The following is a 15,114-nucleotide window of genomic DNA, read 5'->3' as shown; positions in this document are numbered from 1 at the left end:
AGGAAACAATAAATGGCACGTATTAGTCTAGATGCTTTAACAAGTTTAGATGGTTTTGTCGCAGCAGCATTAGTTGATAGCGACAGTGGTTTAGCATTAGCGACTCAAGGAAGTGGTGTAGATTTAGAGCTTGCGGCTGCGGGGAATACAGAAGTTATTCGCTCTAAACGTAAAGTGGCAAAAGCATTGCAACTAAATGATAATATTGAAGATATTCTTATTTCTTTGGGTAAGCAGTATCACTTAATTCGTCCATTAGATACCAACGAAACATTATTTTTGTACTTGGTACTCGACCGTTCTAAATCAAACTTGGCAATGGCGCGTTATGAATTAAAAGGCTTTGAAAAAGGTCTTGATTTTTCTTAATAAAATCAAAGCGATTCAAATGCCAATGTAACTCACATTGGCATTTTTTGGTTCTTATTTTAATAATAAATTTGATGTGCCGTTTTGAAGGTACTTAAATGAAGTTGCACTAATTCAGGTAGAGCTTGATATCCTCCAGCCAAGACAAACATCAGTGGAATTTGATGCTTTTTAGCCAGTCGAAAAATCATCTCATCCCGTTTTTCGATCAACTCTGTAGTAAACCAAGAAGAGCCACAAGGGTCATCTTGATGACAGTCCATACCAGCCTGATAAATAATTAGATCGGCATTCCATTCAATTGCTCTTTTAAAGGCTTGGTGAATGGCAAGAATATATTGGCTAAAGTTACCATTATGCTTATGTATATGACAGGTTTCAGAGCGTTCGTAGGTTGGGCAGCCAAACGCAAGACCATAAATACTATAATTAAATAAATTTTCGTATCGCTTGGTAAATTCAGCTGTTCCATTTCCCCCGTGTTGATCACAATCAAGTACAAAAATCCGCTTATTGGGAAATTTTTGGGCGATGAGTGCTAAGCCATTAAACGTACAAAATGAGCTGCCGAAGTCATAAATTGCATGGTGGAATCCTTGGGCAATATTGGCAGAAATTTGATGTTTCCACGCCAATTCAGCCGCAAGAATTTGACCTGCATTAATTTGATATACAGCATCACGAAGTTGGGTATTCCATGGTTTAAAACCTTGAAATGTCGCCATTTTTTCAGGTGTACCCGTATGAAAGGCATCAACATATTCAGGAGCATGTAATTGCTTTAAACTCTCTATTGATAGAGGATGAGGCTCATGAAAATTTGCTATGCCCAAGGGTTTTAATGCCTCAGCCACCGCAGTTAATTTCTCCATACTATTGGTATGAGTTTGTGCGAAGTACTGCGGAGAGTAACAAACCTGAAGCATGGGATTAACCTTGAATCTGCATTAAAGCAATATCACGTAACTGTTGGAGTTGTGTCGTTCCTGGACTAAATAAGCCATTATCAACTTGCTGTTTATAATGTGTTGTAAAAGCTCGTTCACGATTTTCTGGTGAAACAGCTAGGGTTGTGAGACGTAAAAACCAAAAACCATTGATTGCAGAATAAGGCATAATGTAACCCTTGAATTTCTGATTAGGTGATTTTTCTTGAATGAGCGTGCGGTCATAATTCACAGAAAATAATGATCCCGCGGGTAAGCAAACGCCGTTCATTAAGACGGGTTTCAAGCTAATACAGGAATGATTATCTCCCATGTTTAATTTTTCTAATAAAATGGGTTGTTGTTGATCATCGATAAAAATATTGATTTCACCTTGTCTAAGCATGCGACCATGCGCGATTTTAAGGAAGAAATTTTCCGCCATGGGGCATGAACCGACTTTAGGTTTTTCTTCTAAAGCTTTTAATTCCACCAGACCTGTCTGAATAGAACTTCTGGGTAAAATAATATCAGCAATTAGCTCGCAAAGAAGTTTGCTTTCCTCAAGTTTTGCGTAGGACGAAATCTCACGGAGTTTTTGTTGCAGTTTAATTTGTTGCTGTATTTCAAGCTTAAGCTCTTCAGGCGTTGAGTCTGGGAGCGAATGTACCGCATGATTTTGATCTAAATTATGCCAATCAGAGATTGAAAACTGTGACTGTTCAAGCAGCGTTTTGAGCGCCTTGGTTTCAAATTGGTTAAACAGTTTTAAATCAGAAAAATCTTGAGGCAATCGAGTGGTATTAATGTATTCAGCCAATACACGGGTGGCTTGTGTATAACCACAACCTCTACGTTCGGTTTGATGTGAAAAATGCTCGTTGAGCATTTCGGTAAGTTTAGAGGATAGCGGATGAATATGTTGTTTGAATAATTGAATAATTTCGTGATCTGTTTCGCTCATCCTTGCCTCATTTTTATGGATAAAAGTCATTTTGATGGACATCTGTTTAAATGAAATGTCCGATTTATTCTCAAGTCTTATTAGAGATTTATAGTGTTATACAATATCAAAAAAATGTTTAAATAAAATGGCTTATAGTATTTTTTATTCGTTATATTGGGTGATTTTTATCCCTTCGTTACTGATATGGTATAAAAAACCAGCCTCGAAAGGCTGGCTGTTTGTATGAGTTAATATTGAATTAACTCTTAAGATTTGGCTGACTTGCAGACACTTCGACTGCTTCACTCCCTTCTTTAAGCAATTCATCCGTCAATTGCTCAGGAGCTTTGGCTTTTTTCTTATCTTTTTTGTCCTTGTCTTTTTTCTTTTTTTTCTTTGGCGCTTCTTCAATTTCTGCACCATCTTCAATGGCTTGCCAATATTCCAATTGTTCCATGACCGCTGCGTAGATTGAACCTTTGCTATAACGACTTTTTTTGTCGAGTGTGCCTACTGGTCGAGCCATTAAAATTTCAAGAGCTTGATCAATGGTTTCAATTGCATGAATATGGAACTGACCTTGTTCAACGGCTTCACGGACATCAAGACGTAACATTAAATGCTGCATGTTTTGACGCGGAATAATGACCCCTTGTTTACCCGTGAGCCCTTGTAGTTTACAGGCATCGAAGAAGCCTTCAATTTTGGCATTGACGCCGCCAATAGGTTGTACTTGACCTAATTGGTTCATAGAGCCAGTAATTGCCCATGACTGATCAATTGGTAATTGGCTAATTGCAGAAATGAGTGCAGACAGTTCAGCAACAGTCGCGCTGTCGCCATCAACCTGACCATAACTTTGTTCAAAGGCGAGGGCAGCAGAGAAATGGAGTATTTGTTCACGCCCAAAATGTGCTTTTAAGAAGCTCGACATTAAGAGCACGCCTTTGGCATGTAATGAACCACCCAGTTCGACACTGCGTTCAATGTCAAGAATATCGCCACCGCCTTGATATACGGAGGCTGTTAGGCGAGAAGGCAAGCCAAATTCAACATCTGCATAGTGAATGACGGATAAAGCATTAATTTGACCAAGACGATGCCCACGTGTTTCGATCAGTTGTGTCCCACGGGAGAGATCTTGCCAATACAGTTCACGCAAATAGCCTAAGCGATACTGACGATGTTGTAAGGCAGTATTAATATGTTTGTCAGCTACAATTTTATCGCCTGCTTGTACAGCATGATGGTGAGCTTCACGAATTAGGTCACCCAAAGTCAACGCATGGAGCGAGAGGGAGCTTTGGTCTTCGGCTTGGCGGCTCGAATCTGTGAGCAAAGCAGCCAAGGCTGAGCGATCAAAAGGTAATAATTTATCAGCTTGCACATAATCTGCAATCAACTGCATATAAGCTTGTTCATTGGCGTCATTACGTTGCAGTGTGTCGGTAAAATCGGCACGAATTTTAAATACACTACCGAGTTCAGGTTCGAGTTCCAAAATTTCGTAATAGACTTCGGGTTCTGCCAACAAAATAACTTTGATATTCAGCGGTATTGCTTCAGGTTCAATTGAAATGCTGCCCGTAAGCGTTAACATATGCTCTAGCGAGGAAAGCTTTAATTTCCCAGATTTGAGCGCACGCTTTAAACCTTGCCATGCATAAGGTTGTTCCAGTAATTGTTCTGCTTCAAGCATGAGGAATCCCCCATTGGCTTTATGCAATGCGCCTGGGCGAATTAACGTGAAATCAGTGGTGATGGTACCATGTTGCGTGAGCTGTTCGACATGACCCAGTAAGTTGTAATGGGTTGGGAAGTCTTCAAAAATGACTGGTGCACCACTATTGGGCTTATAGGTGACAATAATATTGGCTTGGTAGCGCGCAGGTACTCTGCTAAATAGCCCTGGTGTAAAGTCATCTTCTTCTTGCTCAAGTACAATTTCGACATTGTTAATAATGTCTTCTGCATAAAGCTTTAAGTATTCGGCTAAACCCTCAACTTTAGAAAATTTGTTGAGTAATAGATCAATACGCGGTATGACCACTTGATTGGCAATCTCACGATTCAGTTCTTGAACTTTGTCACGCGCGTCATCTTCCAAATCGCCTAAGTGCAGACCTAAACGCTCGAGCTTTTTATCCATATAGCGCATGTTTGAGACAATTTCTGCGCGTTGCTTGCTATTTAATGCATCCAGATCCTTTTGCGACATCTCTTGTAATTGATCGTCTTTAAATTGCACAGGGATAAAGCAGTGCTCATCATGGCGTGTGACTAATTTTAAGCTGAGTTCTTCGCCTTCTTTGGTCAATTCAACCAAGGCTTGTTGTTGCTCATCACCTGTTTGTTGGCGAATCAGTTCAATACGATTGTGATAGGTTTCAGTTGTAAAACGACGTTCAAGTTGCTTTAAAATGGTTTGCCATGTTTGGTGCAGTAGAGCCTGAAATTTCGGTGCTTGCCCCGCAGGAAGTTGAAGTGCAATCGGTTGGCGAGATGACTTGAAATTATTGACATAAATCCAATCATTAGGTGTCGGCATGGTTTTAGCGTGTTGTTGCAACAGGCGTTTAACCATGGTGCGTTTACCTAAACCCGCAGTACCTACAGCAAAAATGTTATAGCCAGAATAGGGTAAGGCAATACCAGCCTCTACAGAAGCACGTGCACGGTCTTGTCCAAGAAAATTATTGAGCGGTTTAATACGTTTTGTTGAAGTCGGGATATTGGTTAAATTCGGAATATGCGTGAGTTGTTCTGATTTTAAACGTGTTTGATTGAGCGTGTTTTGAATTTCGGTTTGCTCGAAGGCGGTAATCAGGTGGTTTTGCGGATCTCGTGCTTTATTATTTGAAAGGTTGGTGGATAAAGAAGAATTCATCTGTTCAAGTTTTTGGGTCACTGTGAAATCCAAAACAAAATATTGCGGTAGAGGTTTAAGGTATACAGGTTTAGTGGAAAAATTCAAGCAAAGCCGCTGTTTTTCTCATCAAAATACCGCAATCATTTCATAAATACTGTTGAAACCCGAGCACTTAAACGGTTGAATAGCACACATGATTTTTTGTAGAAAATAATAACCGAATGACAACTCAAGCAAATGGATGGAAAGCTGCATTTCAGGCATTTCTCGATCGGCGAGCAGCAATTATGTTGTTCCTTGGTTTTTCAGCAGGTATTCCAATCTTACTGATCTTCTCTAGTCTGTCTTTATGGCTTGGTGAAGCAGGTATTGAAAAAAGTGCCGTGACTTTTTTTAGTTGGGCGGCTCTGGGCTATTCTTTTAAGTTTGTTTGGGCTCCCTTAATTGATGAACTTCCTGTTCCATTTTTAACCAAACGTTTGGGGCGTCGCCGTGCATGGCTGTTGATAGCGCAATGTCTCATTATTTGTGCCATTTGTGTTATGGCATTTTCAGATCCTGCTTTAGGGCAAAGCTATTTGTATCAAATGGCAGCTGGCGCAGTCTTGTTAGGTTTCTCTGCGGCAACACAAGATATTGTCATTGATGCCTACCGTATTGAGTTGGCAGAAACCGAAATGCAGACGGTTTTGGCATCGACCTATAATGCAGGTTATCGCATCGGGATGATTGTGGCGGGTGCTGGAGCGTTGTTTCTAGCAGCCTCTTTAGGTACGGCGAAGGGCAATTATATTTACACTGCGTGGAAAACAACTTATCTCGCCATGGCAGCGGTGATGTTGGTGGGTATTCTGACTACCTTGATTATTCGAGAACCTCAGGTCCATCGTGTTTATAAAGAATATCAACGTTCAGATTATTATCGTTTGGTCATGGTGTTCTTTATTGCTGTGATTAGTTTTGTCTTGTCCTATATTTATTCAGGGACTTTAATTGAAACTTTGGTTGCATCTTTGGCGATCAAAGATTCATTTCTACTGTTTTGTTTTGAGGCATTACGTTTTCTGGCTTCAGGGGCTATAGCGCTGATTGTCGGTGCAGTGTTAGTCAAAATGGGTGCAGTCAATAAGCAAATGGCATTTGAAACGTGGGTCAATCCGATTGCGGATTTCTTCAAACGTTATGGGGTGAAGCTTGCTTTAGTTCTATTGTTATTGATTGGTTTTTATCGTATTTCCGATATTATTGCTGGTGTGATTTCCAATGTCTTTTATCAAGATCTGAATTTCACCAAAGAGCAAATTGCTGAAGCCGTGAAAATTTACGGTGTCATTTTTAGCCTTTTGGGTGGTTTCTTAGGCGGTTTATTGGCGCAGCGGATGAATATCATGAAACTGATGTTCGTTGGTGCCATTCTTGCAAGTTCAACCAATCTCATTTTTATTGGCTTGGTCAAATCAGGTCAACCTTTGCAGCAAGTCGACGTTTCGATTGGTGCACAGCATTATCAAGTGCAGGCAGATGAAGTGGGTTATTGGAAGCTGAATGTTCCAGCTCAAGTGTTGAATCAATCTAATCAAATTCATGCTTCAGTTGCATTTGCTGATAAATCTGATGAAAAATCATCTGTAGAGATGCCTTATTTAATGGGTTCAGCGGCTAAAGCCATTATCTTATTTCCGTTAACTGCGGATAATGCTTTAAGCCCGAAAGAGGTTCAGCAATCCGTTGTGGTGAAAGGTCAAATTCAAGGTGTTGATGCTGCTCAGTTACAGCCAGAGCAACCTGTCAGCTTGTGGTTAGATGGTCAGCAATATCCTGCAAAACTAGATGCTCAAGGTATTTTTAGTGGGGCCATTGATGGCAAGTTATTAGAACATGCCAAAAACAAACAGGTGACAGCTCAATTAAATACGCTAGATGCTTCTGCATCAGTCAAGGTCAATCATCCTTATCAAGTATCTAGCCAACAATCTGCTTTGGAGTTGACGATAGACCCGATACTTGCTTCAGCAGATTCAAAGCAAGATGTGAAAATTACAGGTAAGGTGATTAAGTCGTATAGTACGTTATGGCTCTATTTTGCCATTATTGTCGACAATTTGGCTTCTGGATTGGCAGGAGCGGCATTTATTGCTTTTCTTTCTAGTTTGACGAGTGTTTCTTTTACAGCCGTTCAATACGCTATTTTTAGTTCACTGATGACTCTTACGCCTAAAATTTTAGGAGGGTATTCGGGTACTATAGTAACAAACATTGGTTATCCAAAATTTTTCCTGATGACCACTTTAATTGGAATTCCAATTTTAATTCTGGTGGTTTGGGTTGCGAAGTTACTTCGGGACCATCAAAACAAACAACTTCAACTGAAGGATGAATAATATGCGAATGCTCCATACTATGCTACGTGTAGGCAATTTAGAACAGTCATTAAAGTTCTATACCGAAGTGCTAGGTATGACTTTGCTCCGTAAACGTGATTATGAAGAAGGTCGTTTCACACTGGCATTTGTTGGTTATGGCGATGAAGCCAATAACACAGTGCTTGAATTGACACATAATTGGGATACCGATCAGTACGATTTAGGTAATGCTTATGGTCACATTGCAATTGGGGTTGAAGATGCCTATAAAGCATGTGAAGAGATTAAAGCACGTGGCGGTAAAGTTGTACGTGAAGCAGGCCCAATGAAAGGTGGCGTTACCGTGATCGCTTTTGTTGAAGATCCAGACGGTTATAAAATTGAGTTGATTCAGCAAGATTCAAATGCACGTAATAACTAAGCATCGTGTTATTGATTAACTAAATATTGAATATAGCAGTTGAAAAGCTAGCAATATTTAAATAGCCCAGTAAGATGAAGTTGACCTACGGGTAAAATTTGTCTACTGGGTTTTATTTCATCTTTACTTTTTAAAATATATATAACAGGACGTTAAGCAATGAACATGCTCAAGCTTCTTGCCTTGGATCGATTCACTTTACTCTTAGTTGCCATGGTTATACTGGCATCTTTTCTTCCTGTTTCTGGTTCGGCCGCTCATTTTTTCAGTGTGATTACTACAATCGCAATTGCAATTTTATTCTTCTTTCACGGTGCGAAACTTTCCCGTGAAGCCATTGTTCAAGGGCTTATGCACTGGAAGTTTCATGTATTGGTGTTTGTATTCACCTTTGCGGTATTTCCAATTCTAGGCTTAATTGCAAAACCTGTACTGTTGCCAATGCTGGGGCAAGAACTGTATTGGGGTTTCTTGTTCATGTGTTTCCTCCCTTCGACGGTACAATCTTCTATCGCATTTACTTCAGTTGCCAAAGGTAACGTTGCCAGTGCGGTGTGTAGTGCTTCATTTTCCAATATCATTGGGATGTTTATTACCCCTGTATTGGTGAGTGTGTTTATTTTGGGCAAATCGGAACATGAATTTGATCCTACAGCATCCATCATTCAAATTACTTTATTGTTGTTGCTGCCGTTTGTATTGGGACAACTGTTTCGGCCACTCGTTTACCCTCATATGATGAAAGTACCGCGCTTGGTTAAAAGTTTTGATCAAGGTACTATTTTGATGGTGGTTTATGGTGCTTTCAGTAGTGCAGTCGTTGCGGGGCTGTGGAACGAAGTCAGCTGGCAAACCATGTTGATTTTAGTTTTGGCATGTTCGGTGTTTTTAACGGTAATTATGTTATTGGCGTATTATTTGCCGAAATTATTCGGTTTTAACCGTAAAGACCAAATTGCGATTTTCTTTTGTAGTTCAAAAAAGACTTTAGCGAGCGGTGTTCCAATGGCGCAAATTCTATTTATTGGTCAGCCTTTAGGGATGATTGTTCTACCCATTATGATCTTTCACCAAATACAGTTGATGGTGTGTGGCATTATCGCGAATCGTTGGTCTAAACAAAATCCTGATGAAAGCGGAGAATAGTTCGCTATCTAAATTTATTTGGCGTATAATACCGTCCACTTGTTGTGCTTAGCTCTGACGGTATCCGTCTCGGTGGGCCAAGAGAATGGTCTGTTGTGGTATTGACCTGCTTTAATTTAAAGCTTTCCTTGCAATATGCAAGAGCGGTCAATTGCGATGACAGCATAAGCCTTTCTTACACTTAGGAGTAATCGACCATGCGCGCCGATATTCACCCAAAATATGAAAAATTAGTAGCAACTTGTTCTTGCGGTAACGTAATTGAAACTCGTTCAGCTGTTGGTAAAGAAGCTCTTTACCTAGACGTATGTTCTGCATGCCACCCATTCTACACTGGTAAGCAAAAGAACGTTGACACTGGTGGTCGTATCGACAAATTCAAGCAACGTTTTTCTGGTATGTCTCGTTCTATCAAACGCGACTAATATCCCAGTTGAAAAAAACGAGCCATTGGCTCGTTTTTTTATGTCTGTAGAAATCTTAAAAATTCTACAAAAGTACAAGACCTATTGGTCTTGTACATCAATTAAATGATCCAGTTTTTTCTGGAAGTAATCACCTTGCAAATAGCGAGCTTCAACATTCCATGCATTGGCGAACATCGTCATATTATTCAGCTCGCGTAATAACATTTGCGTTGCTTTAATTTCATGGAAATGGTTAAGGCGTTCTTGTAAATCTTCTGTAGATTTGTCTGAATCGAGCATTTTCGCTAGCTGAGGATGCAATGTGACATGATTAATACTCATCTGATTCAAAATAGATTCACTATAAATCGAGTTACCAAATTCACGTAATGAGATGTCTGCACCACTCTGAATTAACTGAGCTGTATATTTCTGCGCATCATTCAAGTTCTTGGCAATATCTTCTTCAGCGAATTGTAAAATGAGAGGATGGCTTTGTTTACTGCCCACAATCGTAATCAATTTAGCAATAAATGCAGGGAATGTGCGGTCAGAGAATAGAACTTCTTTGTTTAAATTGACGATGATTTTGGCATCAGGGTATTGGGTAATAAAGTTATGTAATTGTTTACACGCTTCAACCAAAATCCAGCGATCCAGTTTAATCGAGAATTCTGGGTCATCAGCGAGTTCACGAATTGATGTGATATCTTGCCAAGCATTGTTGTAAATGAAGCCGCTAGTGACTTCATAGGTGTATAGATTACTGTCTTGTTTGTCATAGAGTTGCTGATATTTAAGGTGAATTTCACCACGCTCTAAACTCTTTTGCAGTGCTTTTAATAAGCTAGAGTGCTCTTGCGGATTCAAATTAAGACTAGAATCAATTAATTCAATATGGCTATTGGCTATTGGGTTAAGTTCAATATTATTTTGTTGTTGTCCTGAAGGTAGAGCAGTGTTGTACGCCTGTTCTACTAATTGTTGGAATTGTTGCTCATCTTTTATATTCTGTTTAATGAGCGAGTATCCCATTCTTAAATTTAATGGAAAGGTTTGTTGGTTTACGCCTAATAATTGTGGCTTAGATAAAGCACCTAATCCAATCAGTTTAGATTCTAAAATATTTTCACTAGAACCTTGAAACAATCCTGCATATAAGGCAGGGTTAATTTTAAATAATGGAACATTGGTCTGTTCTTTTAAGAAGGCATGAATATTTGAAAAATAGCCATTTGAGGTTGCCCAGTCTTGCTGGAATATAGATTCAGGATAAGATGCAAGTGCAAAAAGCACCAGTGCATTGAAATCAGCAGGTTGCTTGGCAATGGTTCTATTAATGAGTTGATATGTATTAGGTTTTGCGGCAGGAGCTTCAACTTGAGTGATAATAGGCTGAGCAGTTGTAATGTTTTCACTTTGATTTAACTCAATCGTGATTTGTAGTGCATCATCTTCAGTTGCTGCTAAGAACTCAATTTTTAAAGGATTTGTTTGGGCATGACTATTGAGCGTAGTGAGCTCGAAACGACCTTGATCTAATTGCCCTTGCGAGATTTTCTTAAAACGGAGTTTAAAATCATTCAGATCTTGAGGCTGCAAGACATCTAATAAAGGTAAGCCAATAATTTCGTCTTCACTTTTTAAACCAAAGAGATGAAGGTATTCCTGATTGGCCTCTATATGAATCCCTTCTTGAATAATTGCAACAGCTTTATTGCTTTCGCTCACCCATGCCTGTGCCTGGGTTTGCACATTTTCAAGTTCTTGCATGAGATGCTGCTGGCCTTGATTCAGGCGACTAAACGAGAGTGCGCGCAATAAAGACAAGTAGAATCGATCAGGATAATCAAGATTGGCGACATCGTAGACACCTTTTCGAATATAAGTGACATATTGATTCGGTTCATAATCATCAGGTTTAAGCAAAATGAGCGGTAATTCAGGTTGCTTAGATAGGCGGATAAGGCTTAATGCTTGTTCATATTTCAAATCGTATGCACGACCAAAAATAACAATATCCCAGTTTAAATGAAGTTGTTTTTCAAAAGTTTGTAAGTCATCCAATAAAAAAGCATGTACCTGATGTTCACTTGTCGTTAATAAATCACAAATTTTATTAAAACGAATCTGGTTATCATCGATTATGAGTAAACGAGTTTCCGTACGTTTTAACTTTTTAGACAATAGTGGATTTCTCACTTCAATGCTTCCCATAAATCATGATTCTTTATTTCATTGGTTTGTTTTTGAATAAAATTTTCGATCAAATGTTCTTGCTGATCATTCAGTAATTCAAAATCGAACCGCATAAAACTTTGCGTAATTAAATGTGCTTTTAGCAAATAGACTTTCAGTTCATCTTGTTCTAAGCGTAAATGAATCGTTTGTTTTTCTCTGAATAAGTGTGAACCAGGCAAAATAAGGGTGGTTGATACTTCATTCAATTCGGCTGTTTGAACCAATAAGGCCGGATAGTAATTGCCCGTATTACGATCACTCTTCACATAGACTGCACAAGGGAAAATATCTTGAGCGAGCATTTCAAGTCCGAGTTCAAGACTTTTCTCGGTAGACTGTTTAATCCAGCGCACAACGCCACCGCGCCATTCACTTTGTGCATTTTCCTGCACAAGAATAAATTCACCTGTTTTTAAATTTTTTGGAGTATTTCCAGACCACTTAATACGGTAGCCATTGACACTAATATCAAGCACTTCGGCAGGGTAAATTTGCTTCGCTTCGCGATCTAAAGTTTTAATATTGCTCGTACTTAATAGATTATTATCATTCATAGAGCTAAAAATATTACTTTCAGATTGCAAGCCGTAATGCGCATCTAGATCCAGTGTTTCATTAAAGTTTTTGCCCTTCGATAAATAGAAATGGGCAACATTTAAGCCGAAGCAGATATGCAATTGAGCAGAATATTCATAACGCTCATGGCGGCGCTCAGCATTCCCTGTAAGTAAGCTATGAATATGGAAGTGTAAAGCAGGGGTGAGGAAAATTTTCTCATTCCGAGATAGATATTCACCATGCTTACCTTGAGCTTCTGTAAGGTGGTCTAATAAATTTTGAGTAGAAATATAAATCGTTGGATTAAAACTACTATTTTGATGCGCATTAAATACAGGTGGGTGGTCTAATGAAGTATCTACAATATAGCGTGATAAGGTGGTTTCTTTAGGTAAAACCTGTATTAACTTTGCCCAATCGTAACTGCATAAGAATAACCCCTGAATTTCAGATGGTCGAATCTGATGCGGGTTTAAGATATCTAAAAGAATAATTTGTGCATAGATTTGACCAATCGTTTGTAGTTGGTGCTGTGTACCTTGCAATTGATTAATGTTGGTTTGATTAAAATTATGTTGAATGGCACTTTCCATTAACTGGTGGGTCACTAACCATTGACCAGACAGTGGATTGGTATACAGAATTTGTTGTTGATACAGGAGTTGAGCAAGCTGCTGTAAACCATAATAACTTGAGAGAATACGTGCAGTTTGTAAATTTTTCTTTTGACTAAACGCAAAAAGGGAGAACTTTTGCTGATTCAGTTGTTGGTCACAGCGTTTCGCAATATCAATATATGTCTTTGCGAAACAACTACGTAATAGCATGGCCAATTCAATAATATGGTCATTCCGATCTGTAGTGATTAGACCTTGATTAAAAAAATGTTTTTCTAAACTGGTTAATACATTTTCAATCGTAGGATGAATAGCATGAATTAAATCAAAACGCAGAGTTTCGCTACATTGAAGTTCAGAAATTTCAAGTAGGGCATTAAATAGCGCACGAGAAGAGTCACCTAATTGTAAAATAGATAAATTGGACACCCAATCCTGAATGTCCGTCACCGTGCTTTGGCAAAAACTCAATTTATCCAACTTTAATTCAGTTGGTGTTTGAAACATTTCTGCGGTGCTCATATTCATAATTGTTATTTAACTCAGAAAGTTGAAACTCCAAAAAGCGGTGTTTTGTTTTTTTCGCCCGCAATTTCCCTGACAAGTTTAGGTACCAAATAGCCTGGTAAGCTTGCTAAAACCTCTTTGTAAATTTCATCAATTTCGTTTGATTCTAAGTCAAAATGCTGTGCCCCTTTGACTTTATCTAAAACGTGTAAATAGTAAGGCATGACCCCAGCATTAAATAGCCTGTAGCTTAATTCAACTAGAATCTGTGCAGAATTATTAACCCCATTTAATAACACTGACTGATTTAAAACAGTGATTTGATTCTGAACCAAAGTTGCAAGTTTGGCACAAGTAAAATCATCTAATTCTGCTGCATGATTTGAGTGTATCACCAGAATTATGCGTAGCCTACTGTTTTTTAATAAAGAAACAAGCTCTTCGTCGACACGGTTGGGGATTACAATAGGAACTCGTGAATGAATTCTCAAAAATTTAATTTGCGGAACAGATTCTAGACGTTCCAACCATAGTTTTAATTTACGATTTGATAAAGTCAGCGGGTCACCACCACTTAAAATGACTTCATTCACATCTGGTTGGCTTTCGATATAATCACGAATATTGATCCAATCATCATTTTTAGGCAGATTTTCTTGATATGGAAAATGTCGGCGAAAACAATAGCGGCAATGGACTGCACATGCACCTGTTAAGGTAAGCAAAAAACGCGATTTATATTTATGTAATACGCCTGGCTGCTGGTTGGCTTGTTCTTCACCCAGTGGATCGGTTACAAATTCGGGATGATCATTTAATTCTAAATGATGAGGGAGGACTTGCAGTAAAAGTGGGTCGAGGACATCACCAGTGTTCATTTTTCCGACGAACGCACGCGGAACACGTAATTTGAACTGTTCAGAAGCCAAGATTGCCCCTGATAATAATTGGTCTGGTGATAACTGGAGCGTCTCTAGCAACTCTAAAGGATCTGTTATTAAGTCACTCAGTTGAGTTTGCCAGTTTTGCTCTTGATACAAATAGTTTATCATGCCACGTGTTAAAAATAGTGCTAGTCTAGCATTAATAGACTATTCTAGCATGAACAGATTTTAAGTTAGCAAGTTTGGAGTGTGCCAGTCATGGCCAATTATTCTACAAATGATTTCAAGCAGGGCCTTAAGGTTATGCTTGATGGTAACCCATGTTCAATCATGGAGAACGAATACGTAAAACCTGGTAAGGGCCAAGCGTTTAACCGTGTTAAATTACGTAACCTTAAAACAGGTAAAGTCTTAGAAAAAACCTTTAAGTCAGGTGATTCTCTTGAAGGTGCAGACATTGTTGAAGTAGAAATGAACTACTTATACAACGATGGCGAACTATGGAACTTCATGGATCCTGTAACTTTTGAGCAAATCGCTGCTGATAAAACAGCAATGGGCGATGCTGCAAAATGGTTAAAAGACGATTCAAATGAACTTTGCACAATTATGTTGTTCAATGGCGTGCCATTAAATGTAAATGCGCCGAATTTCGTGGTTTTGAAAATCGTTGAAACTGATCCAGGTGTACGTGGTGATACTTCTGGCGGTGGTGGTAAACCAGCGAAATTGGAAACTGGTGCTGTAGTACGTGTTCCATTATTCGTACAGCAAGAAGAAAGCGTTCGTGTAGATACTCGTACGGGTGATTATTTAGAACGTGCATAATGGTTTAAAAATAGACTATTATCGAAGGGATG

12 protein-coding genes are annotated in these 15,114 nt (G+C 38.9%); 6 read left to right on the top strand and 6 right to left on the bottom strand.

The features are described 5' to 3' along the window. The first annotated feature begins 12 nt into the window (after positions 1-12). On the top strand, positions 13-369 hold the full coding sequence (locus tag E0H87_RS01860) for a roadblock/LC7 domain-containing protein (RefSeq protein ID WP_131321862.1): 357 nt from the start codon (positions 13-15) through the stop codon (positions 367-369). A 59-nt stretch (positions 370-428) separates the two neighbouring features. On the opposite strand, the gene E0H87_RS01855 is transcribed toward E0H87_RS01860, so the two are convergent. The 3 genes from E0H87_RS01855 to E0H87_RS01845 all read right to left on the bottom strand — a co-directional run bounded on the left by E0H87_RS01855 (position 429) and on the right by E0H87_RS01845 (position 5,149). Next, entirely contained in the window at positions 429-1,295 is an 867-nt protein-coding gene (locus tag E0H87_RS01855) for a histone deacetylase (RefSeq protein ID WP_131321860.1), read from the bottom strand. A 4-nt stretch (positions 1,296-1,299) separates the two neighbouring features. Then, a complete protein-coding gene (locus E0H87_RS01850) occupies positions 1,300-2,259 on the bottom strand; it encodes a hypothetical protein (protein ID WP_131321858.1) in 960 nt (319 codons plus the stop codon). A 241-nt stretch (positions 2,260-2,500) separates the two neighbouring features. After that, the gene (locus tag E0H87_RS01845) at positions 2,501-5,149 is read right to left on the bottom strand and encodes a Lon protease family protein (RefSeq protein WP_131321856.1); all 2,649 of its coding nucleotides are present in this window, start codon (positions 5,147-5,149) and stop codon (positions 2,501-2,503) included. A gap of 182 nt (positions 5,150-5,331) precedes the next feature. On the opposite strand from E0H87_RS01845, the gene E0H87_RS01840 reads away from it, so the two are divergent. From E0H87_RS01840 to rpmE, 4 genes are all read left to right on the top strand, one after another. Beyond that, positions 5,332-7,491 carry an AmpG family muropeptide MFS transporter gene (locus tag E0H87_RS01840; RefSeq protein WP_131321854.1) on the top strand — a complete coding sequence of 720 codons (2,160 nt, stop codon included), beginning with the start codon at positions 5,332-5,334 and terminating at the stop codon, positions 7,489-7,491. Between the two features lies 1 nt (position 7,492). Next, positions 7,493-7,894 (top strand): lactoylglutathione lyase, encoded by a 402-nt coding sequence (gene gloA, locus E0H87_RS01835; protein ID WP_131321852.1) that lies wholly within the window; start codon positions 7,493-7,495, stop codon positions 7,892-7,894. 159 nt (positions 7,895-8,053) lie between these two features. Next, a complete protein-coding gene (locus E0H87_RS01830; RefSeq protein WP_165493926.1) occupies positions 8,054-9,040 on the top strand; it encodes a bile acid:sodium symporter family protein in 987 nt (328 codons plus the stop codon). Positions 9,041-9,237: 197 nt separating this feature from the next. Beyond that, entirely contained in the window at positions 9,238-9,465 is a 228-nt protein-coding gene (rpmE, locus tag E0H87_RS01825; protein WP_116759274.1) for a 50S ribosomal protein L31, read from the top strand. An 81-nt stretch (positions 9,466-9,546) separates the two neighbouring features. On the opposite strand, the gene E0H87_RS01820 is transcribed toward rpmE, so the two are convergent. From E0H87_RS01820 to epmB, 3 genes are read right to left on the bottom strand one after another with little or no spacing between them, the layout of a single operon-like run. Then, positions 9,547-11,664, bottom strand: coding sequence for an EAL domain-containing protein (locus E0H87_RS01820; protein WP_131321850.1), 2,118 nt, complete (start codon positions 11,662-11,664; stop codon positions 9,547-9,549). Continuing rightward, entirely contained in the window at positions 11,646-13,391 is a 1,746-nt protein-coding gene (locus tag E0H87_RS01815; protein ID WP_131321848.1) for a GTPase, read from the bottom strand. Before E0H87_RS01815 ends, E0H87_RS01820 begins: the two co-directional genes overlap by 19 nt. Before the next feature lie 14 nt (positions 13,392-13,405). Further along, positions 13,406-14,422, bottom strand: coding sequence for an EF-P beta-lysylation protein EpmB (gene epmB / locus E0H87_RS01810; RefSeq protein ID WP_131321846.1), 1,017 nt, complete (start codon positions 14,420-14,422; stop codon positions 13,406-13,408). Between the two features lie 90 nt (positions 14,423-14,512). On the opposite strand from epmB, the gene efp reads away from it, so the two are divergent. Next, entirely contained in the window at positions 14,513-15,082 is a 570-nt protein-coding gene (gene efp / locus E0H87_RS01805) for an elongation factor P (RefSeq protein ID WP_116759278.1), read from the top strand. Positions 15,083-15,114: the final 32 nt, after the last annotated feature.

Origin of the sequence: Acinetobacter sp. ANC 4178 (genome assembly GCF_004331175.1) — a bacterium.
Taxonomy (GTDB): Bacteria; Pseudomonadota; Gammaproteobacteria; order Pseudomonadales; family Moraxellaceae; genus Acinetobacter.
Note: the sequence above shows the minus strand (reverse complement) of the source record. Positions and strands in the feature narration are given on the sequence as shown.

Coding starts and splice junctions, on each gene's coding strand:
- E0H87_RS01860 (WP_131321862.1), top strand. CDS start 13: ATGGCACGTATTAGTCTAGATGCTTTAACAAGTTTAGATGGTTTTGTC.
- E0H87_RS01855 (WP_131321860.1), bottom strand. CDS start 1,295: ATGCTTCAGGTTTGTTACTCTCCGCAGTACTTCGCACAAACTCATACC.
- E0H87_RS01850 (WP_131321858.1), bottom strand. CDS start 2,259: ATGAGCGAAACAGATCACGAAATTATTCAATTATTCAAACAACATATT.
- E0H87_RS01840 (WP_131321854.1), top strand. CDS start 5,332: ATGACAACTCAAGCAAATGGATGGAAAGCTGCATTTCAGGCATTTCTC.
- gloA (WP_131321852.1), top strand. CDS start 7,493: ATGCGAATGCTCCATACTATGCTACGTGTAGGCAATTTAGAACAGTCA.
- E0H87_RS01830 (WP_165493926.1), top strand. CDS start 8,054: ATGAACATGCTCAAGCTTCTTGCCTTGGATCGATTCACTTTACTCTTA.
- rpmE (WP_116759274.1), top strand. CDS start 9,238: ATGCGCGCCGATATTCACCCAAAATATGAAAAATTAGTAGCAACTTGT.
- E0H87_RS01820 (WP_131321850.1), bottom strand. CDS start 11,664: ATGGGAAGCATTGAAGTGAGAAATCCACTATTGTCTAAAAAGTTAAAA.
- E0H87_RS01815 (WP_131321848.1), bottom strand. CDS start 13,391: ATGAATATGAGCACCGCAGAAATGTTTCAAACACCAACTGAATTAAAG.
- epmB (WP_131321846.1), bottom strand. CDS start 14,422: ATGATAAACTATTTGTATCAAGAGCAAAACTGGCAAACTCAACTGAGT.
- efp (WP_116759278.1), top strand. CDS start 14,513: ATGGCCAATTATTCTACAAATGATTTCAAGCAGGGCCTTAAGGTTATG.